This is a genomic window from Agrobacterium sp. 22-214-1 (genome assembly GCF_053522465.1).
The window spans coordinates 1-22,114 of sequence record NZ_JBNWCK010000009.1 but is presented as its reverse complement, the minus strand read 5'-3'; the positions used below and the strand labels follow the sequence as shown (position 1 = coordinate 22,114).

Here is a 22,114-nt window from a genome sequence, read left to right as displayed (position 1 = left end):
TTCGGATGAGATTGCCTTCAAAATAAATCGACGCCGGTTCGTTCGCCTTGTCACCGCTTTTGCGGGTGTGATGGCGGCAAACCAGTCCGTTTTTGCGGCTGGTGACGATGCCGGCATCTATGATGCGGATGTTCCGAAAGACTGGAGCTTCATCCGTATTGCCGCGACCGATCCGGCCGCCGTTGCAACAGCGACTATTGGCGAAAAACCGTTTAAGGTATCTGCAGGCGGGATTTCCAACTATGTCGCAAGAGCGCCCGGGGACTACACCCTGCTGGTCAAAGGGCAGTCCACGCCGCTTTCGGTGGGGCAGGGACAATATCTGACGGTTCTCGCGGGCGCGAACACAAAAGAGCCCGTCGTCGTTGCGGATATATTTACGTCGGACCCGGCGAAATGTGCGCTTGCGCTCTACAACCTCACGACAATGCCGGTTTCACTGACGGCGCTCGCCAAACGCTCGCCCGTCATCAAGGCCGTCGCGCCGATGAGCGGCGTTTCAATCGAGGTCAATGCGGTTGCAATCGATCTGAACGTTGAGATTTCAGGGGCGATTGCAAGGACTTTCGAAAAAACAACGCTCAAACGCCGTTCGGTGACATCCATCTTCGTTCTGGGCAGCGGGCCGAACGATATCATTCTCACATCCGTTTCGGCGAAAGCCTGAGAGGGAGCAGAAAGATGAGAGGGATCAGGTACATGACAACATTCAAGAGCGTGGCGCCCTTCCTCTTCGGTCGGAGGGAAAAGACGGGGTTTGGTGCGGGCATGTTGTTTGTCGCGCTGGTGTTTGCCGTGCAGCCGGTGCAGGCGCAGACAACCTTGCCGTTGCAGGATGGCCTCATGCCCAGTCCTGATTTCGACTACGCGCCCATCTGCAAGGTCAGGGAACAACAGCGCAACCTTTCCTTCGACTGGAGCAAGTGGGACGGCGGGCCGGTTTCCGGCAATCTGGACGATATGCTGCTGGATGCGCAGGCTTACATCGGCGGAACCGGCAATGCCCCGCGTGACAGGGTGCTTGCCCGCCGCATGCTCGAATATCTGAAAAGCGCCAATTATGAACTGGCTGGCCGCGCCTCGCACACATTGGGTCGCCTGATGTTCGACGCGACGTCGGGATCGCCCGATCTTGGCCGGGGTCTTGCACTTCAGGATGAGGCGATAGCGCGTGGTTTCATGGAAGGAGCGACCTTCCTTGGGCGTCTTTATGCCACCGGCGAAGTCGTGCCGCAGGACAAGTTGAAGGGCGAAAAATACCTCAAGATGGGTGCGCAAAACGGTGACCCGGATGCGGCTCTATTGCTTGCGCGGCTATATCGCAACAATCCGGATCTGGCGCCGTCGGAAAATGCGCCTCAGCTTCTTTTCAATCAGGCGATCGACAGGCTCAGCCAGTCGCTCGGGGCGGGGGAATGCGACGTTCTCAACCTGTTTTCCGGCATCTATGCCAATGAAGAATTCGGCCTTTATAATCCCCAGCTTTCGGCCAGGTGGCTGATGGCTGCCGCAAAGGCCGGGAATTTCGTTGCGATCGAACGTCTGTCACAGCGTTACGTGATCGGCGACGGCGTTCCGGTGGATCGTAACAAGGCGGTGGAGCTTCTGGAAACCGCTGCTGCGAAGGGACACCCGGCTAGCCGCATTTCACTTGCTCGCCTGTTGCTGGCAAACCTCGATCTCAAGGACGCACTGCCAAAGGCGACACAGGTGCTTAAACAGGAGGCTCAGCGCGGAAACGTACGCGCTTTGGAACTTCTGGCGCAGATCTCCCGTGGGGATTTTGGCGGCAAGCCCAACTATCCCGCCATGGTGGGTTATCTCGAACAGGCCGCGCGCAATCCTGTCGTTGATACGGATATTCTAAAGCAGCTGGGCAGTGCTTATGCCAGCGGCACGGGAACGGCGCGCAATACGGAAAAGGCCGTGGAATATCTGACGCGTGCGGTTGCTCTGGGGTCCGACACGGCTGCTCTTGAACTTTACCAGCTGATGGTCGACAGCACGCACAATATTTCAAAAAGCGTCAACCCCGTTGCGATATTGCGGCGCGCCGCCAATAACGGCTTGAGCGAAGCGATGGCCACACTGGCAGATGCCTATAGCTGCGGGATTGGTGTCGAACGCAACGTGGAAATAGGGCGGCGCTGGCAGGAGCGAGCCGCTGCCGCCGGTAACCGCCCCAGCCTGATCGCCGTCGGCAGAGAGGCGTTGGCCGAGCAATCCGGTGACGATGGAAAGCTGATGTATTTCCGCAATATTCGTCGCGCGGCGGCTCTTGGGGACCGGCGGGCGATGGTTCTCCTGTCGCTGGCCTATCGTGACGGCATCGGCACTGTTGTCGATACCCGTGAGGCCGGCCAGTGGTACGAAAAGGCGCTGGCGGCCGGTCAGGAACGCGGCCAGGCGCTGGTTCTGCTGGCGCGACTGCAGCTTTCATCGGAAAATGCCGACAAGGCGAACGTGAAGGCGGCGGTCGAACTTCTCAGAGATGGCTTGTCAAGCGGTGATACCTCGGTGCGCTATGATCTTGCCAAGCTTTATCTGAAAGGCGCGGCAGGTTTCACACCTCAACCCGAGGAAGGCATCAAACTTCTTGTCGAAGCTGCACGTCTGGGTCACACGGCTTCGATGATCCAGCTTGCCGATCTCGGCGTGGACACAAAGGCCGGTGGCGGCAGGGCAGCCGATCTCTGGTTGAGGCAGGCTGTCGATGCCGGCGATATCCGCGCGATGCTGAAAACAGCCGACCGCGCGGGCGACCAGAGATCGCGCCGCGCCATGTTCGACATGGCGCTGAAACAACCGCTCTGCAGCGCCAAAGACGAGGTAGCGCTGGCCGATGCCATATCGCGGGATGCCGATTACGCCATACAGACCCGCAGCCTGGTCGAACGGGCGATCGCTTCGGAAACGGACGACGCCAGCACGCTCTATCAACTCGCAAATTTGCTCAACGATGACAAACGCGGTGTTGCCAACCCCGAACTCGGGCTTGCGACGATGGTCAAGGCTGCGGAGGCGGGCAAGATTGAGGCGATGCGTGAAGCCGGTCGCATGTACCTCCTGCCGCCTCATGCCGAACCGCAGAACGCGACGCGGTGGCTGCTTGCTGCGGTTCGCGCCGGGGACGACGGCGCTTTGAAGACGCTCATCGAGCAGTTGGTGGGCGACGAGGCGCCGAAGACGTCGACAAATCCGTCAATGGTCGCCGAAGCCTTGCCGGCACTTGAAGATGCCGCGAAAGCAGGGTCCGGTAATGCCCTTCAGGCCCTGGCGCGTGTTCTTTCAATATTGGCCAAAGAGGACGCGGCCTATTCGGAGAAGGCGAGGGTCTGGATGATAAAAGCTGCCGAAACCGGCGACGGCGCTGCCATGGTGACGGTCGCCGACGCTTTTGCGACCGGCACCAGCGGTTTTCCACTTTCAGCCACGGACAGTACGGGCTGGCTCGCACGGGCGGCGATTTCCGGTTATCGCCAGGCTTTCGAACCTTACGCCATTGCACTTCAGATCGGTTACGGCGTCCCCTCCGATCCGAAAGAAGCGGAACGGTGGCTGGGTAAAGCCGCAACCATCACCCAATAGCAAAACCTCCGTCATGATATTCGGATGATGGAGAAAGGACCGTTCGATGAAACTCTCAGTCATTTTCACCCTGGTTACGGTTTTGCCGATTGCGACGATAGCGGCTCATGCTGCCGGCAAGAGCACTGTGCCTGTTCCGAAGGCGCGCGCGACGGTTGCCGAGAGCCCGCAGGCTTTACCGGCAAACAGCCTCCCATCGCTTGAGGCGGCAAAAAAGCTTCCTCTTGCCCGGCAGCTGGAAATCGCAGGGGCTGCCCTGAATGAATCTCGCCGTGATCTTCGTAATCCTGACCTCGGTTTTTCCCTTCTGATATCGGCGGCCCCCAGGAGCCGCGACGCGGTGCGCGTGCTCGCAAAAGGGATTGTCAACAACGACTATTCGTTTGGCGCCAATACCGGCAAGGTGATGAACCTGCTGGCGAAGGAAGCCATGCGCGGGTCTTCCAGCTGCGTCATCGCGTGGGCGCGCATGCAACAGCTCGGCATTGATGTTCCCAAAAACGATGCCCTTGCTTACAAATGGTACAGATGGGCCGCGCTGGTGGGCAACCTCCGCGGTATTGAAGAGACCTCGCTTGCCTTGCTGGAAGGGCGCGGCGTTACCCGGGATGTGAATGAAGCGATTGCTTTACTGGACAAGTTGCAGCCGGCGCGGCGTGGAGCCCGTTACGTTGAAACCGCGGCCTTGCTCATGCAAAGCGCCGATGCGGACGCAACGGCACGCGCCGAGAAGCTCCTGCTCTCGGCGATTGATCTCTCACCCGAGCGAAGCCTTTCCGCCGCCACGAAACTTTCCGACAGTCGTTTCAGCGCAGCGGCACGGGAAAAGGCGCAGGCAATCATCGCCGCAGCGCCGAAGGGCGGCCCCATTTCTGAGGACGGCAAGATCGCCCGCGCTTTTTGGAACAGCAACGATCCGGCCGAAATCCGCAAGGGTGTGGACATGTTTGCCGAGGCCGCCAGGGCGGGCGATGAAAAAGCCGTGCCGTTCCTGGCCAAGGCGTTGAACCGTTCCGGCGTGCCGGCGGCCATGCATGAGCGAATTTTGCAGATTCTCGAACCCTATGCCGACCGGGGGGATATGGAGGCCATTCGTGCGGTCTCCGAAGCATATTTCGTAGGGCGCGGTACAAGCCGGTCGTTTGAAAAGGCAGCCGCCTATCGAAAACTGGCGGCAAAACAGGGGGACAGCGAGGCGCAATACCTGCTCGGCCTGATGTATGCGCAGGCGACCGGCGTCGTCAAGGATATCGGACAGGCCAAATATTGGCTGACCCAATCGGCCGATGGCGGCTACCTTCTGGCGCGATCCGCGCTTATCTCGCTGGACGGCATGGCGAGGTAGATGATGATGGTGTTGCCGGTGTCATCCCTCTTGGAGGTCGCGTTTAAGCGCATCCAGCCGCAGATGGGCAGGGTAGCTGTCTTCACGCGGCGGCTTGGTTTGCTGTTTCATGGTCGCGGTTTCAAACAGCGTGGCGTCATCGACACCGTTCAATGCAGCTTTGGCCAGTCTCTCGAGAGATCCGGAGCAGATGTCATCGAGTGGTTGACCGATCTTGCGGAACGTGACGAATGTGGCGGCCAGCGGACGAAAAGCATAGAGATGGTAGTTGCGCGCAAGCGCTCCCCTCCGCATTTCAAGCGGCAAAGTGCCGTCTTCGGTAACTTGGCATACGCCGATCCGGTAAGACTGGCGTGCCCAGTCGATTTTGTTTTGGTCCCCCGTCAGGTTACCGACGGTGGCAAGGGCAAGGGCTGCCCAATAACGATGATTGTTGCGAGCGCTTCGCGGGCCGGCCTCAACGTCGAAAAACACCATGGTGTCGTCTGCCATAATATTCAGCCAATCCGTGACGGATTTTTGTCTGTCGAGATCGCCTGCGACACCCCAGGCCGCGACGAGACCGGATATTTCTGCAAGGACGCGAGCGCGGGTGAGTTTGGCGTCGGGTGTGGTCGCGTCGATCAGGGCGTGGGCCGTGGCCCATTGGCGAAGGACACCCATGGCGCATTCAGTTCCAAAGCGCGTCTTAATGTTTTCCAGCTCGAGAATAGAACGCCAGATCGGCTTGAAAACGGCGACATGGGAGGCGTCCTGCCGTTCGTTCTCCACCGCGTCTCGGGGAAGATATTTCGAGCTTGTGGCAATTTTCTGCGGCGGGGTTTCGATTTGGGAAACCGCCACGTCGCAACTCATGCCCGTTTCCCAATTGCCGTTCGAGATCGTTGCGTTGCGGGGTCTTTCCAGCTTCACCTGAACGGTCGGCGTGGGAGCAGGCGAGGTGTCCGGTTTGGGTATGTTATATGCGACTTTACTTGAGCCTGAATCGTTGCCGACGCCCAGCATAGGCAAGCTGAACAGAAAGGAGGCGGAAAAGGCAATCAACGCAAAACGCAACATGGTTCACTTCCCGAAAAGGAAAGCGGCCATTGAAGCAGATTCAAGAAAACGTCCGGTTAACAGGCGGATTGATTGACGCGCGTAAGCAACGATCGGGAAAATAGCTGCGAATATTATCAAATTTCGAATTTATTTTATATAATCCGTTAAATATTTGTTGACTACATTGTATATTCATATTTAATGTTTTTGTAATTAATAGCGGAGCCGACAAGATCCTATCATCCGTTGGTCGCCATCGGTTTTGCTTCTATATATGTTTTATTTGAAATTTCGCCAATTTGGCCGTTGCCGATGATGTGCACATTTTGTGCAGTCATATAAATACGTTGTTACGTTTCGTTAGTTTTTTGCCGTTTGCTCTTTTGTTTTCGGCGAAGCATTTTCGCGATAAAATATAAATTTTATGTTGCCGACGGGCTCTATCGAGTCGGATCCTGCATTGCTTTTGATCGCCTCCTTCCTGCCTGGTCCGGTGGTGCGTCTATTCTGAAATTTCAGAATTTCCCATGGTTGTTTAAGTATTTCCTTAGTTGCTTTCAGGGGTTCACATGACCAAAATTGATATTAACGTCAGTGCAATGGGGCTCAGGGTCAGTGTTTTCGGGGCCGGTTATGTCGGCTGCGTGTCGGCCGCCTGTCTGAGCAACGACGGTTTCCGCGTCGTGGCGGTCGATCCGGATAGTTTCAAGGTTTCGTGCCTTGCCCGTGGCGAAGCACCGATCATTGAACCTGACCTTGCCGAGTTTCTGGAAAAAGCCAACCTCAACGGCATGCTGACCGCGACCACCTCGGCGGCGGAAGCGGTCGAAATGACGAATGTGTCACTCTGCTGCGTGGGCACACCCAGCCTTCTCGACGGTACACTCAATACCGACTACGTGCGTCAGGTCTCTTTTGAGATCGGCAGGGCCTTGCGTAACAAAAGCGAATTCCACGTTGTCGTCATGCGTTCCACCATCCTCCCCGGCACAATGGAGGAGGTTGTCATACCGGCGCTCGAGGAGGCGTCCGGTAAGATCGCCGGAGTGGATTTCGGTGTCGCCTATTACCCTGAATTCCTGCGTGAAAGCACGGCGATTGCCGATTATTACAAGCCTGGCGCCATCGTCTTTGGGCAGTATGGCAATGATACGCGCTCGATCGACGTTCTTAAGGCAATGGTCGCCCATATTAGCGTCGTACCACATGTTATTCCGCTGCGGAGCGCCGAGATCGTCAAATATGTCAACAACTGCTGGCATGCGGTAAAGATCAGCTTTGCCAACGAGATCGGCAATCTCTGCAAGGCTAAGGACATCGACAGCCATGTGGTCATGGATGTCGTGTGCGCGGATACCCGCCTGAATATTTCAAAGGCCTACATGAAACCGGGCTTTGCCTACGGTGGCTCGTGCCTTCCCAAGGATCTGCGGGCCCTGTCCGGCTTCGGACGGCGAATGAACGTTGCAACACCGATGCTTGACGCCGCAAAGGCGGCAAACCTGGTGCAGATCGACCGCGCGAAACAGCTCATCTCCGATGCGCGCAAGGATCGCATCGGCTTCATCGGCATCACGTTCAAGACCGACACCGATGATATGCGCGAAAGCCCGATGCTGAGCCTTGTCGAGAATTTTATCGGCAACGGCAAAGAAGTGTCGATCTTTGACCCAAACGTTGTGAGGGATGAGAGCGAAGGCCGTACCTATCTGCGCCATATTGCGCCCCGTGTCCGGGCGTCGATCACTGATGTCATCGACAACGCTGATATTCTGGTGGTCGGCCACAAATATGCGGGTCTGACCGGGGCGATCGAAGCGGCTGGCAGACCACTCGTGGTGGTGGATCTTGCGCGTGTCGAGGTGCCAAACCGCAGCGGTAACGTCGTCTATCACGGGCTTTGTTGGTGAGGCGGCCACAGCTCCGAATTTTTTACGAAAATATATTTTATGGTTCTGTGAGGGTTTCCTATGCGTCAGGATTTGTCCGCTGTTGCAGGCGAGAACACTCGGATCGTTCCCGCCATCATGATCGGTGGGTCCGGAACCCGGCTTTGGCCTCTGTCCCGCTCGAACAAACCGAAGCAGTTTCTCACGCTGGGCGGCGACGGGCATGACAGTTTTTTCCAGCAGGCGCTGCGCCGGTTTGCCGTACCCGGATATAGTCTGCCGTGGCTGATGTGCGCGCGCGACACATTGGTTCATGCGGAAGAGCAGGTTGCCAGCGGCGGATTTTCCGTCGACGGACTTATCGTCGAACCATCGATGCAGGGAACGGCCGCGGCGATTGCCGCGCTGACTGTCACCATCTCGCGTATCGATGCGGCGGGAAGCAACGCCGTTCTTCTCGTCGCCCCTTCGGATCATATCATTGCGGAACCCGAAATCTTCAACCGGATCGTCGCGGACGCTCTGCCGATAGCACGTTTTGCCGACCGTATCGTGACCTTCGGTATCCAGCCTGAGCATCCTGAAACCGGCTTTGGTTACATCCGCCCGGGCGAGGCAATCGAAATAGACGGGGAAGTCAGGGGATACGCCATCGGCGCCGGCGATTTTCTGGAAAAACCGTCCCTTGAAAATGCCAGGCGTTATGTGGAAGAGGGTTTTTGCTGGAACGCCGGCATATTCATGTTCCGGGCCGGTGTGATGCTGGAAGAGCTGGCGCGTCATGCGCCGGAAACGCTGCAGGCGGCCGAAGAGGCGTTTGAAAATGCCGCCATCGACATGTTCGATGACATACACGCGGTCATGCTGGAAGCTTCGGCGTTTGGGGCTTCGCCACCAGATGTTCCAATCGACACGGCGATCATGGAGCGCACGTCACGCGGTGCCGTGGTGCGGTGCGAAGGCATCGGCTGGTCCGACATCGGCTCTCTTTCGGCCCTGCATGAGATCGCCCGCAACAAGGATTCCGACGGCAACTCCCTTTCCGGGCCGGTGCTGTCAATCGGCTCCAGCAACACCCTCGCTTATGCACGCGGTGGCAGAAAGGTCGTCCTTATCGGGCTGGAGGACATGATCGTAATCGATGACGAGGATGCCGTCCTCGTGACGACGATGTCGATGGCGCAGAAGGTCAAGGATGCCGTCAATCTTATCAAGCTGAACAAGATGCCGGAATCGCGCGCCACACGAGAACAACTATATGGCTGGGGAAAGGTCCGGCTGCTGAGCGATGAGGGCGAACTGTCGGTATTCACGGTGACGTTGCGCAGCAACGCGACGATCGCGCTGCGCATTCCCGATGGCTATTGGGAGAACTGGGCCGTATCGGCCGGCAAGATCGACATCATCCTCAGTGGCTTCGTTCGCCATCTGGTGCCGATGGCCAGCCTTTCGCCGACAGAAGGCGAGATTTTGTCGCTTTATAACGGCACGGCCAGGGAAACCACCATCGTCGTCACCCGGCAGCGCAGTTCCGGGCGGAATTTGGCCATCGCGCCGCAGAGTTTTACCGCAGACACGGTTCTCGACCTCATTCCCGTCGAGGCAGATGTGTCAGCGTTCGATCTCAATATGGTGCCGGAAAGCACCCTCCATGACGAGCCCCATGCCGCCAATTGACGAGGCTTTGCGGCACGCGGGGTAACGCAGATTTTTTGCAATAACAGCAGCAGGCGAATGAGTATGCCGAAAGACGGCGCGTTTGATCGTGAAACGGGTGGGGGACACGCCCGCGGCTCGCTCCTGCATCAGGCTTTTGCCCGGTGCAGGGGCGGGCTTGCCGTCGTTGCCGTCGTCAGCGGTTTCATCAATCTACTGTATCTGACGAGCCCGTTTTTCATGTTGCAGGTCTATGACCGCATCATCCCAAGCGGCAGCATCGGCTCGCTTGTTGCCCTATGTTTGCTGGCAGGCCTGCTGTTCGTCTGTCAGGGCGCGTTTGAAATCGTCAGAAGTCGCATGTTGTCGCGTCTCGCCGCCTTGTTCGAAGTCACTCTCGATCGTGTTCTTTTTCGGCGATCGTTGCTGCTGTGCGGCAAACAGGCAATCGTTTCGACAAGTGACGATCTGGATATGGTGCGCGGTTTTCTCTCCGGGCCAGGGCCATCGGCACTTTTCGATCTTCCCTGGCTACCCATCTATCTGGCAATCTGTTTTCTGCTTCATCCCGTCATCGGTTTCGTGGCGCTGGCAGGCGTGCTGATATTGATGGTTTTGACCACACTTGCGCATTTCAGCCTGCGGCAATCTCAACGCGATCTCGCGGTGCTGACCGCAAACCGCAGGGGCTTTTCCGATTCCGTCCGATCGAATTTCGGGGCGCTGAGGGCCATGGGCATGACTGGCGATGTGGCGGAAAGGTGGGCCGCCCATAATGCGACGTTCCGACTGTGCGGCACACACCACGCCGATGTGGCCAATACTTACGCAACAATGACGAAGGTTCTCCGCGTTGCCCTGCAATCTGGCGTTTTGGCGGTTGGAGCCGTTCTGGTCATCAAGGGTGATGCGTCCGGCGGTATCATCCTGGCGTCCTCGATTTTGACGTCGCGAGCGCTTGCGCCGGTTGAAGCGGCTATTGTTCACTGGCGGGGCTTTGCCGCAGCAAGACATGGTTGGCTTCGCCTGACGGCTGTCGTTGCGGCAGAGGCGGACCGGGAAGGTCTGTCGGAGCTCCCGTTGCCGTCCCGAACCATAACGGTAGAGGCGGTGGCGGGTGGTCCGCCGGAAACCGAAAAACCCGTCCTGTCGGAAATCGGGTTTTCGCTCGAGGCGGGAACGGTTCTTGGGGTGATCGGACATAGCGGATCCGGCAAGACGGTGCTTGCCCGGTTGCTTCTGGGCATCTGGCCCGTCAGCTCCGGTATGCTGCGTTTCGACGGAGCGACGTTGGACCAGTGGGACGTTGATCGGCTTGGCAGCCATATGGGTTACCTGCCGCAGGAAATAGGGCTGTTTGGAGGAACCATCGCCCAGAATATCGCCAGGTTTCGTCAGAACATTCCCTCTGCCGACGTTATCGCCGCAGCGAAAACGGCGGGCGTGCACGATCTGATTTTGCAATTGCCGGATGGTTACGACACACTGATCGATCCCCAGTTCCCGATACTCTCGGCCGGTCAGCGCCAGCGTATCGCTCTGGCGCGTGCGCTTTATGGCGAGCCATTCCTCGTCGTTCTCGATGAGCCGAACGCCAATCTCGACGCTGAGGGGGAAGACGCTTTGTCTCGCGCCATCGAGGGCATCAAGATGCGCGCGGGTATTGCCGTCGTCATCACCCACAGACCCGGTATTCTTGCTCAGGCGGACAAGATTCTGGTCCTGAAAGAGGGCAGGATGGCAGCCTTCGGCCCGCGTGAGGCGATCATGGGGCAGGTCCTTCGCAAGCCGGTTGCGCGCTCGGCAAAGATTCTGAAGGTTGTCGGGGCAACCGGAAAGCTGGAGGTATCGCGATGAGCGACGAGCTTTCCATCGCCTTCTGGTGCCGTTCACTTCGGCGACATATCGCGGTTGTTATAGGGCTGGGGCTTGCCCTGTTCGGCGGTGTTGGCGGCTGGGCTGCCACGACGAAGCTGGCGGGAGCCGTCAGCGGTCAGGGCTTCATCGTCATCGAGAACGACGTCAAGAAGATACAGCATCTCAGCGGCGGCACGGTATCCGAACTCCTGGTGCACGAGGGCAGTGAGGTCGCGGCCGGCGATGTTTTGCTGCGTCTCAGCCGAACGACGGTCGAGGCCAATCTGGCAATTATCGAGAATGCGCTGGTCCAGTCTCTGGTGCGGGCTGCGCGCCTCAGGGCCGAGCTTGCCGGCACAGGAACGTTTGAGGCGGATTTTCTGGGAGAGAAGCGGCTGACCAGGCCCGCCTATGGCCAGCTCGTTGCCTTGGAGCAGAACCTTCTTCAAACGCGGAGAGACGGTATCGAAGGCATGAAGCGCCAGCTCGCCGAACGCAAGGGCCAGCTTGCCGACGAGATCGAGGGCGAAAACGTCCAGATCGAGGCGGTGAGAGCGTCGATTGCGGCGGTCGATGAGGAATTTGCGTCTGTCGATGGATTGTACCGGCAACAGCTTGTCACGCTGCAACGCCTGACGTCGCTCAAACAGCGCCGCGCCGAGTTGCAGGGCAATCTTGGTGAACGACTGGCATCGAGAGCGCAGGCCGAGGGACGCATCAGCGAAGTGGAACTGCAAATTCTTCAGCTCGATGAAAACCGCAGGGGAGAAAATGCCAAGGAGCTGGCGGAGACCGAAGCGAAGATCACCGAAATGGAAGCGCGACGTGTCGACGTAACAGAACAATTTGGCCGATTGGATATCCGTTCTCCTGTCAGCGGGCGTATTTTCGAGCTGCAGCTTCACACCGTCGGTGGCATCGTTCAGCCCGGGGAGACGTTGATGCTGGTCGCGCCCCGTGGCGATGGCCTGATCGTGGAGGCGAGAATCTCGCCGCGCAATATCGATCAAGTGGCGCTGGGTCAGAGGGCGCAGTTGCACTTTACCGCTTTCGACCGCACGACGACACCAATGGTGAAGGGTGACGTTGTGTCCGTTTCCCCGGATGTGCTGACCGATCAGAGAACGGGACAGCCGTTTTATGCGGTGCGGATCAGGCCTGAGGCAGAGAGCCTGGAAGGGTTGGGGAACCTCAAACTCTACCCCGGAATGCCAACGGACGTGTTGATGCCGGCGGCGGAGCGGCGTGTGATTTCCTATCTCGTCAAGCCGCTGACGGATCAGCTCAATCATGTTTTCAGGGAGGACTGAGCCGGGACAAGAGAAATCATTTCCGCCCGGTATCAGGCAGTGATTTAACGAAAAAGGCGTTAGCCCGGAGGGGTCCATGGCAGCTATCCAGTTCATTGCGTTTATGGGGCAATCCAACGCCGACAACATGTTCAACCTCTATGGGGACAATGATTCCGGCGCTTCGGTTCTCGCGACCGAGCTTTCGTCCTATCTCGGCATCTCCGGCGGTGTTTCGGCGTCCACGCTGAAAACAGTTATCCAGAGCACGGGAACGTCGTCGAAATTTACGACCGCAAACAATGTGGTGGTCCAGGATTTTGCCAAGGGGGCGAGCGGCGTCGATGGCAATGCCTCCGATGCGCCGGGGGCGGATCTTCTATGGTGGTATCCCGACACGAACACGCCCGGAGCACTGGCACAGGCGGCGATACAGGGCATCAATGCCTCGGTTGCCGCCCTTGAGGCGCAGGGCTACACAGTCGAGCTGAAAATCGTCTGGGCGCAGGGCGAGGCAGATGCCAAGCGCATCATGGACGGCACGAGCGACGTCGAAACCTATAAGGAAGCGACGGTCGAGGTGCTGGATTACATCCGCGCCCAGACCGATCCTGCCGCGCCGGTTTTCATCCAGGAGGTTGCCAATACCGCCTATACGGGTTCTGATGCCCGCTGGAACGGAGGGCAGGATATCGTTCGCGAGGCGCAGCGCGAAATCGCGGCCAGTCGCGACGACATCTATATCGGTTCGATCACCGAAGATCTGCCGTTGAAGGATCAGGTCCATACGGATAACGAATCCTACGAAGTGGTTGGAGGCCGGCTTGCCAATTACATCGCTTATACGGAAGGGTTGACCGGCACCATTTCAGGGCCGCGTCCTTCGCCGGACCCGGATGAGGTGATGGAGCCCGGTGACACCGCTCCCGTTGCCGTTGCCGACAGCCACATTACCTTGACCGAGAACAGGGCGACGGTCAGCAGCACCTTCAACCTCCTTGCAAACGACAGCGATGTGGATGGTGATGTCCTGCGGGTAACGCAGGCAACCTATGGTTCCAAGGCTTCTGCCATTCAGGCGGCGGAAACCGCCGTTGCCGGCAAATACGGCACCTTTTATATCAGTCCGAATGGCAGCTACTATTACAAGGTGGACCCAACCCTCGCCGCCACCAACGCGATTGCGGCCGGCCAGACCGCCGAGGACAATCTCACCTATCGGATTTCCGACGGGCGCGGTGGAACAGCCAGCGCCGTCGTCACGGTGACGATCACCGGTCTCAACGATGCGCCGACGGCGGTTGCCGATACCGCCTCGATCGTCAAAACCGTTTCGGGCGCCGGCAATCTTCTGACCAACGATCTCGATCCCGATACCGGCGACGTTCTTTCCGTGCTTTCCGGCAGCGCCGCCGGCGGGGCGATGCAAAGCATGACGGCTGGCGGAACCACCATTGTCGGCAGTTACGGATCGCTGATCCTGAAAAGCGATGGAAGCTGGGTCTATCAACCGAACCAGAGCAATGCTGCCGTTGCAGCACTTTCCGGCTCCGCATCGTTATCGGAAGTCTTCAACTATACCGTCCGCGACGGCGCAGGTCTCCATTCCTCGGCATCGCTGACGGTTTCCATTCGCGCCTCCTCCACAGGTGGCGAGCCTCAACCGACGATCAGCGGAACGGCGGCGGCCGATACGCTGCGCGGCACGACAGGCGCAGACGTGATTGCCGGCCTTGCCGGTAACGATACGATCAAGGGGCTTATCGGAGACGACATCCTCGTCGGTGGCGACGGCAACGACTATCTGGAGGGTAACGAGGGCAACGACCGGCTTGACGGTGGTGCTGGTGTCGATACGCTGAAAGGTGGTGCGGGTGCGGATACCTTCGTTATCAGCAGCATGAGCGAAATAGGCGATATCGTTTCCGATTTTCGGTCCGATGATTTCCTCGATCTTTCCGGCATTCTGGCAATGCCCTCCGGAGCGACGGGCGCGAGCGCATTTGCGGCGGGCTATATCCGCCTTTCACAGTCGGGCGCGGATACCCTCGTCGAGGTGGACGTGGACGGTGCCGCCGGACCCGGCGCCTTCGCAACGGTTGCGACGCTCAGCGGGATTACCGCGTCGAGTGTGAAGGCGGCGCAATTCATCGTCACGCCGCCAGTTCCCTCCGGGCCTGCCAATACCGCGCCGTCCGCGACAGGCGAGGTCAGATCCGTTTCGGAAGATGGCCCGGGCAACACGGTTTCCGGCAACCTGCTCGCCAACGATCAGGATAGCGACGGCGACACCCTGTCCGTCGCCTCGATCGTGATCAAGGGCGTGACCTATTCGCTTGGCGCGTCGCAAACCATTCAGACCAGTTACGGTGCGCTGACGATTGCCGCCAATGGTGACTATAACTTTACGCCATCTGCGACCAATCCGGTCGTCAACGCGCTCTATTTCGACAATCTTGTCGAGAGTTTCGAATATACCGTTTCGGATGGTCGCGGCGGAACCGCCAAGGCGAGCCTCTCGATCACGATTGCAGGCAGCAACGACGCGCCGGTCGCGGTCAACGACACCGGCATCGTGTCGGTCAACGCCAGCGCGACAGGCAACGTCGTCGCCAATGACACGGATCCCGATGCCGGCGATTTCATGGCGGTGACCCGCGTGGTGCATGGCGCGTCGAGTGTTGCCGTCACCGGAAACGATACACAACTGGCGGGTACTTACGGCCTGCTCGCCATCGATTCCGATGGCACGTACAGTTACGTTCCGAATGTTTCCAACCCGGCGGTTTCCGGCCTTTCGGGCGGTTCGACGCTGACCGAGACCTTCAGCTACACCATTCGCGACGAGACCGGTCTGCAATCGACGGCCAGTCTGGTGTTCACCATCAAGGGAGCGAACCACGCACCGGTCGCCGCCGACGATGCGGCGACAGCAACGGCAGGCGCGGCCAATGCGATAGGGACCGTTCTCGGCAACGATAGCGACGTCGATACCGGAGACGCATTGACGGTCCTGTCTGCCAGCGGCACAGGCGCAGCCGTCAGTGTTACGGTCGCGGGAAGCACAATTGCAGGCAGCTTCGGAACGCTTCTTCTGAAAGCGGACGGGAGCTGGAGTTACGACGTCAACGAGACCAATCCTTCAGTTGCCGGCCTTTCGGAAACCTCCAGCCTCACGGATATCTTTCGCTACACGATCCGGGATAGTCAGGGCGCTACCGCGACGGCGACTTTGTCCCTGACGGTCAAGGGCGCGCCGGCCAGCGGCGGTCCGGGATACGGAACCCCAACCATCGTCGGAACCGAAGCGGGCGAAACGATCTCCGGCCTAGCCGGCAACGATATCATCGAAGGCAGGGGCGGCAACGATGTCATCAAGGGCAGGCTCGGCGATGACGTCCTCGTTGGCGGTTCCGGCAACGACACGATGGAGGGCAATGAAGGCAACGATGTACTTTACGGTGGAACCGGCAATGACCTGATGAAGGGTGGCGCGGGTGCCGATACGTTCTGGTTCGGCAGCGGTCACGGCGCCGATATCGTGCATCAATTGCGGGCCGATGACACTCTGGTCTTCACCAGCGATCTATTTGTGTCCAAGGCCGCTTTGCTGGCTGCCGTTACGGTGGTGTCGGCAAATGAACTGTTAGTCGCGACGCCGGATGGCGGTTCGATCCAGTTCCTCGACACCACGTTGAGCGATTTGCAAAAGAGCGGTTTCGCGGTCGCAGACGGCTTGTTCGTCTAGGCGCCGATAGCCTTAGATTATACCTCGGCGATGTCGATCTCCGTACCACCAAGCCTTCATTAAGGCTCGCTTCCCCGCTGAAAGTGCCGTTTTTCCCTTTGTTGTGATGAATATTGACAATATATGCTACGCTTTTCATAGTTGCGGAGAGCGAAAGGAAACCTCATGGCGTCAGGAAGCATTCACGTCAAAGTCAGCGGAGCATTGCAAGACCATATCCAGCAGCAGATTGGTGATGACGGTCTTTATGAGAATGCGAGCGAATATATTCGAGCGCTTATTCGGCGTGACCTGCAAACCCGCGACGAAGCATGGGATGCCTTGCAAAAGGAACTGGTTCCTGCAATGCGCGCGGATGACAGCGAGTTTAGAGCCGTCTCTGCTGATGATGTAATCGGCCGAAACACGCGTCGCTAGTTATGGCGGCTTATCGCTTTTATGCACCTGCCGATGCCGCACAGGATAAAATCTGGCGCGACACCGTCGATACTTGGGGTGAAGCGCAGGCTGAGGCCTATATACGTGGCTTGCACGCGCATTTGCAGCGCCTTTGCGACAACGACCTACTTTGGCGGCGTCTGCCCCAAAGACTTGCCGTCCCCGGTGACCTCAAGAGTGAGGCTTACTTCAGCCGGTATGAGCATCATTACCTGTTTTTCCGAAAGCTTGATAACGGCGACCTCGGCGTGATGAGTATCCTGCATGAGCGGATGGATATAGCAGTACGCTTGAGAGAAGATCTCAGGGCGCTAGATGCCAGAGGTATTGTCCAAACTGGCTAGGGGATAATGCTACTCGAAAGTCTCGTTCCTCGTTCGCTCTTCTGCGTCCTCTCGCTCTTTCATCTCGCTTACGATCTTCATCATTCGCGTGCGTTCACTGTCTACAATTTGCGTATCTTCCCCGCTAACCAAAGCAGCTAGGTCATCGAGAATGCCGAGCCTCTGCCGAAGTTTTTCAGCTCTCGAACCTGACCAACTCATGGGCATAAGTCGGCTGATATATGCTTTGAGCACCTCCCTTTTGTCGGGGGCCGCCTTGAAAGTTTCCTTTGCTATTTCCGATAAGCGCCTATCACTTTGTTCTTCATCTGGTTTCTTTGGAGCATAAAGTTCGCACGTTGCGGCTATAAATAAGAAGCGATCTGTTGGCGACGCTGAGCACCATTCCAGCGCGGCCTTTGGAGACACTGCCTCCATAGGTCGACTGCCGCGTTCGTTGTGGTGGTCTGCGGCGAGCCGGGCTGCGGTCCGATAGCGACCGTCTGGATCAGGCTGGTAGATTGCGTCCAGCGCCAGTATCGGTCTTAGCTTGAAAAAAGGTTGCAGATGGCGGCCACGCCTGTAGGCGTACTTCCTTTGCTCGGATCGCTCCCATGATAGCAGGTTTTGTAACATGTCATTGTCGAGAGATTGAGAAGATGTGTTGTTCAAAGCGAAGGTGATCAATCTACCCAAATGGTGATCCACCATCGTGTCATCGACCTTACAATTTGAAAGATCGACACGAGCAAGGAAGCCACCGATCCTGTAAGCAATATCACGAACGAAGTTTTCCCCTCGCTCTTTTGCAGAATGAACTACCATTCCTAGCAGATCAATCGCTACTGCTCCGCCATCAGCAATTGCTGATAGGGAATTGACTAGGACTTCAATCACATCTGGAGCAAGGTCATCCGGCGCTCGCACCATGGATAAGTACCGATACTGCCACTGTGGTGCGATACCTGCGTCTAACGATTTAAATATGCGGTCAATAGCACCACCTTCTAGGCCAACTGCGCATTGCAACTCAGGCAGCCATGCCCCCCAAACGGGATCTAAAACGGCGTCGTCTAGGAAGGCATTGAGGCCTGACGCATCGACTTCTTGCCAACCTCTAAGAACACCCCGAATTATCAGCAGACTGACATCCGAGGATTTCATTTTTGCGATAGTCGCTTTGGCCTCATTCATCAGTTTCCCGGGGTCTGTCAGAGCCTTTCCCAGCCCGTTGCCAAAAGACATGCTTACCGCGTTAGATCGATCACTAAGCAATTCAGGCAGAAGCTGTGATACCATCAGCGGCTCATTCGCAGCCAAACTTCCTAGCCGCTTTGCATTCTCAAGCAGTGCATTGTGGCGGCTGGAGTAGTCGGCTTCCTCACCGTCATCCAACAAATCTAGTATACTGGCGTTGCGTGCGAGAACCGTACTGCGGATTTCTCCCAATAGATCGGCGGGAGCTAGAAGCCGTTCCAAAGTGTTAAGACGCTCCAAAATATCCGGCGGAATGACCGACTTTCCCCAGTGCAAAGTTTCGCGCACGCCGATCCAACCATCAGGCCAGCCACCAGAAGCAGCAAGCGCATGTGCAATCTCCTCTAACTCGCTGATCATTCCGGCATCTTCACACAGACCCCGCACAGCGCGCCCTAAAATGTGGCGAACTGGACCGTTGATGTCTTCTGGCACCGCGATCTCAAGACCTAGCTTAGAAAAGCCGCGGTACCATCGCAGAACGTCATCTCGGCTTTTGGGCGACCATCCATAGTCCCTCCGGCGTGCACCAAAATCTACTTCGAACTGGCTAGAGAAATGAGACGTTTCCAACGATTGCTGGAGTGCATCCAGCCCTAGCCGCGCAATCACTGGCTTGTCGCTTTGTATCAATGCCCGGATCGATGAGACACGTTCCTCTGGTGACGCATGTGTGCCAGAGAGATGGCAACTGAAAAGCGCAACGATCGCCTCGTGTGATGAACTGCTTCGACCTCGAATTTCATCGCCTTCGAACAAAGCAACGAGAGTGCCCAACGCATCCGTGAACATCGCCTCATCATAAGCCAGAGATTTCACCATCCGCACCAGATCGGATGCGATATGAACATCTATTGTTGACGTGTCGACACTCTCCACCGTCCTGCGAAGGGCAGATAGACCTGAACCTGGGTCCACGGGCAGCAAATTCTTTAAGACCTGCCGCCTGGTGTCATCTAAGGCATCAATACGATCAAACCGGCCACCGGGTTTTAGAAACTCTGCAACTATTCGCTGAGCTGTGAGAGAAGTATGCAGATAGCCAAGCCTGCGTGAGCAGGATTTTGAGACCCTTTCAGATGCCTTGTTGATTAAGGCATCTACAATCGAAGGCGGTATGTTCTCGATTGCCCTTGCAGCCAGTTTATTTGCAATGGCGTGAGGTAAAACCGCTCTCCACTTTCCTCGTTGCTGAACCAACCCCCTGCGCTGCAATTCAGCAATCCCACGGTAGAGTGCGGTAGCAGACAGGCCGCTTGTTGATCCAAGAAGCGCTAGTTCCGAACTGTCCGTTACATCATCGCCATCAAATGAATACAGAAGGCTGGCCGCCTCAGCACATCGCAGAAGTTCGTCACTTTCAGTTTGCTTCTGGTTGAAAAGCCGCCTGAATAAGGCGTCGTCGGTCAGTTGAGCCAGCTCATTGCTACGCTCAGAGGCGCTTGCCAAGGCGAAAGCCACACGAGCGTTTCCATCGGAAAATTCTGCAACTCTGTTGATGTCGCTATCAGACAAATGCGTATACCGGCGTCCTAGCAACTCTCTAATTACCGTTTCCGAGGAACCCTCAAGTCGGTAGCAGCTTGTAGCCTCAGGCAAATCGTCTCGAATGTCATATTCCACTGTGAGCAGGGAGATGCGAGGCGAACCCTGTGCTACCATCTCAGCCAAGCGCTTGTGTAACTCTTGCCCACAATTGTCGATGATGAGAAACGTCGGCATATTACCGCCAATTAGCGTTTCGACCATTGAAGTTGGCTGCGGTTCTAGGTGATCTGATAGGTCCGCATATATCACTGCATCCGATGACAGTGCGGGTGCAGTGGTCGAAATACGGGGATCAAAAAGCGCTTGTACTAAGCGCGTCTTTCCAACGCCGGAAAGACCGACCAATCGTACTGTACGACCAGAAGTTAAATCTTTTCTGATGGCATCAATTGCTTCTAGCGCATTGCTGCCATCATCAGCATTCGGCGCGAAAACTTTGACCTTGTCATCAACGAGATACTCAGCTTGGGGATCGCTTTCTCGGTATGCCCATGCACCATATGGCCGCCAACCTTGAACGGGGGCGGCGACAATGTCTTTCACCCAAACGCCGATTGAGGGGTATTGCTCAACCCAGTCTGCAACGCGCCGAGCATCGAAGAAATCTAGCGCACCTTTATTATCCAACCCCGCCTCTTTCGCGCAATCTGCCATTTTTGACTTACGAGCGGCGAGGGAGCTGTCCGATGCGCTGTCTTTGGTAGAGACGATTATGTAGGCATGATTGTCTCGTAGTAGGTCGGCTATCGACGCGCTGATAGTGCCTGCTGGTGCCATTTCGCCGCTTATCTTGGATGGCGGGAATTTCTCGGCCTTGACCTGATAGCCAACACAGTTTTTCGGTAGGTAGCTGCTGTTCGCAGCCAGGGCCGAAGATGCGAAGCGCACATCAATGCCCCCATCCTTTGCCCTCTGGTCTCCGCCCCAAGTAACGGAACTATTGGCTGCATCCAATTTCTCCGCCTCCGCACGCACAAGTCGCGCAACTAGTTCGCGTGCTTGCTCGTCATTGAGACGCTGTATTTCCTCTGAACTGACTAGGAACAAACGGTGGGGCATTGATCACCTAAAGCAAGTGTCTGACGGCTGTCTTCGTCGATACGCTTACTATACCTGACACGGTAGCGTCGCGCAGGGGAAGCTGTCGTATGTCCACACTTTTCCCGCAGAAGGTGTGTTGGGCAAAGCGAGCGCAATTCCTATTCCATGCTTCCAATCATTGCCGACGCGCAAAACACACCACACTCTATTTGCATAATATTTTTTATTTCCCCGTTCATCCCCATCCTGTTTGCATAGCTTATACTGCTCCTATTCGGTGATGAAATCGGAAGACATTCTGGTTTTACGCTGAACCGGCAGCGGTGTGAGAGAGGGACGTCACTCTCATATTTCGCGTCTGAATGAATTCTTCTGGCAGCGAACAGAGGGAAATGGATTGGGTTTGTGGTGGACCTCTCTATTTCTCTGAAGGTCGTTTGCTGAAGGACTGGCTTTGCCAGGCATAAACCGCTGATGCGGGGCACTGATAAGTGTCTTTATTTCCCCAGGGGGCAATTTTCAGTGCCCCGTTGCAATGCCCATTGAACCGAAAGGCTGATGGGAAAAGAGATGAAGCTCAAGACACGGTCGCAACTGCGTCGCGTGATAGGAAAGGTGTGTTCAAATGGGTCTCTATGAAATGTACGTTCTTGCAGTTCGTGCAGATACAGCCCTGATGAGGCGAAGGGTGGCGAAGATTATGAATCGTCGACGCAAGAAGCAATATTTACACAACCAGAAGAAGAATTCGAATTTGGAAACCGAGATGAAGAGAGGAGTACACCTGCGACCCGGGAGGATTCCGTAAACATATATTTATGTAGATGTATATGCAGAAACATATAAAATATATGCTGCATTGAATTGTATAGGAATATTGAGGGCGGATGAAAATCCGCGACCAGAATCTTGTTTTTATGGCCTGCAATTTGCGGATTGCGGGACGATAACGTGTAAATATATGATTTTTATGTTGAAATTGCCGATGTGGCTGAAGAATGATTATGCGCGGAAACTATATGAGTGAGATGAAATTGATTGGAGTGGAGATCAGATTTGAGCGACGATCGATCATAATAACAATATCATGATAT

General features: G+C 56.7%; 12 protein-coding genes. 10 read left to right on the top strand and 2 right to left on the bottom strand.

Annotation, left to right across the window (positions count from 1 at the left end; genetic code table 11):
• The first annotated feature begins 70 nt into the window (after positions 1 to 70).
• The 3 genes from ACQZ5G_RS22920 to ACQZ5G_RS22910 are packed head-to-tail and all read left to right on the top strand — an operon-like array spanning position 71 to position 4,933.
• Positions 71 to 667 carry an alginate O-acetyltransferase AlgF gene (locus ACQZ5G_RS22920; RefSeq protein WP_448742682.1) on the top strand — a complete coding sequence of 199 codons (597 nt, stop codon included), beginning with the start codon at positions 71 to 73 and terminating at the stop codon, positions 665 to 667.
• Between the two features lie 32 nt (positions 668 to 699).
• A complete protein-coding gene (locus ACQZ5G_RS22915) occupies positions 700 to 3,588 on the top strand; it encodes a tetratricopeptide repeat protein (RefSeq protein ID WP_448739070.1) in 2,889 nt (962 codons plus the stop codon).
• A 46-nt stretch (positions 3,589 to 3,634) separates the two neighbouring features.
• A complete protein-coding gene (locus tag ACQZ5G_RS22910; protein ID WP_448739071.1) occupies positions 3,635 to 4,933 on the top strand; it encodes a tetratricopeptide repeat protein in 1,299 nt (432 codons plus the stop codon).
• 21 nt (positions 4,934 to 4,954) lie between these two features.
• Here ACQZ5G_RS22910 and ACQZ5G_RS22905 read toward each other — a convergent pair whose 3' ends face one another.
• Positions 4,955 to 5,992 carry an alginate lyase family protein gene (locus tag ACQZ5G_RS22905; RefSeq protein WP_448739072.1) on the bottom strand — a complete coding sequence of 346 codons (1,038 nt, stop codon included), beginning with the start codon at positions 5,990 to 5,992 and terminating at the stop codon, positions 4,955 to 4,957.
• Positions 5,993 to 6,543: 551 nt separating this feature from the next.
• On the opposite strand from ACQZ5G_RS22905, the gene ACQZ5G_RS22900 reads away from it, so the two are divergent.
• From ACQZ5G_RS22900 to ACQZ5G_RS22870, 7 genes are all read left to right on the top strand, one after another.
• Complete coding sequence (locus tag ACQZ5G_RS22900) at positions 6,544 to 7,884, top strand: nucleotide sugar dehydrogenase (protein WP_004432953.1); 1,341 nt, start codon at positions 6,544 to 6,546, stop codon at positions 7,882 to 7,884.
• Between the two features lie 60 nt (positions 7,885 to 7,944).
• The gene (locus tag ACQZ5G_RS22895; RefSeq protein ID WP_004432954.1) at positions 7,945 to 9,540 is read left to right on the top strand and encodes a mannose-1-phosphate guanylyltransferase; all 1,596 of its coding nucleotides are present in this window, start codon (positions 7,945 to 7,947) and stop codon (positions 9,538 to 9,540) included.
• Between the two features lie 63 nt (positions 9,541 to 9,603).
• A complete protein-coding gene (locus ACQZ5G_RS22890) occupies positions 9,604 to 11,376 on the top strand; it encodes a type I secretion system permease/ATPase (RefSeq protein ID WP_004432957.1) in 1,773 nt (590 codons plus the stop codon).
• A complete protein-coding gene (locus ACQZ5G_RS22885) occupies positions 11,373 to 12,686 on the top strand; it encodes an HlyD family type I secretion periplasmic adaptor subunit (RefSeq protein ID WP_004432959.1) in 1,314 nt (437 codons plus the stop codon). The genes ACQZ5G_RS22890 and ACQZ5G_RS22885 overlap by 4 nt, the downstream gene beginning before the upstream one ends.
• 76 nt (positions 12,687 to 12,762) lie before the next feature.
• Positions 12,763 to 16,413, top strand: a complete 3,651-nt coding sequence (locus ACQZ5G_RS22880; RefSeq protein WP_448739073.1) for an Ig-like domain-containing protein — start codon at positions 12,763 to 12,765, stop codon at positions 16,411 to 16,413.
• A 165-nt stretch (positions 16,414 to 16,578) separates the two neighbouring features.
• Positions 16,579 to 16,830, top strand: a complete 252-nt coding sequence (locus ACQZ5G_RS22875; protein ID WP_448739074.1) for a ribbon-helix-helix domain-containing protein — start codon at positions 16,579 to 16,581, stop codon at positions 16,828 to 16,830.
• Positions 16,831 to 16,832: 2 nt separating this feature from the next.
• Positions 16,833 to 17,195 carry a type II toxin-antitoxin system RelE/ParE family toxin gene (locus tag ACQZ5G_RS22870; protein WP_448739075.1) on the top strand — a complete coding sequence of 121 codons (363 nt, stop codon included), beginning with the start codon at positions 16,833 to 16,835 and terminating at the stop codon, positions 17,193 to 17,195.
• A 9-nt stretch (positions 17,196 to 17,204) separates the two neighbouring features.
• Here the strand turns inward: ACQZ5G_RS22870 and ACQZ5G_RS22865 are convergent, their stop codons facing one another.
• Positions 17,205 to 20,933 (bottom strand): hypothetical protein, encoded by a 3,729-nt coding sequence (locus ACQZ5G_RS22865; RefSeq protein ID WP_448739076.1) that lies wholly within the window; start codon positions 20,931 to 20,933, stop codon positions 17,205 to 17,207.
• Between the last annotated feature and the right edge of the window lie 1,181 nt (positions 20,934 to 22,114).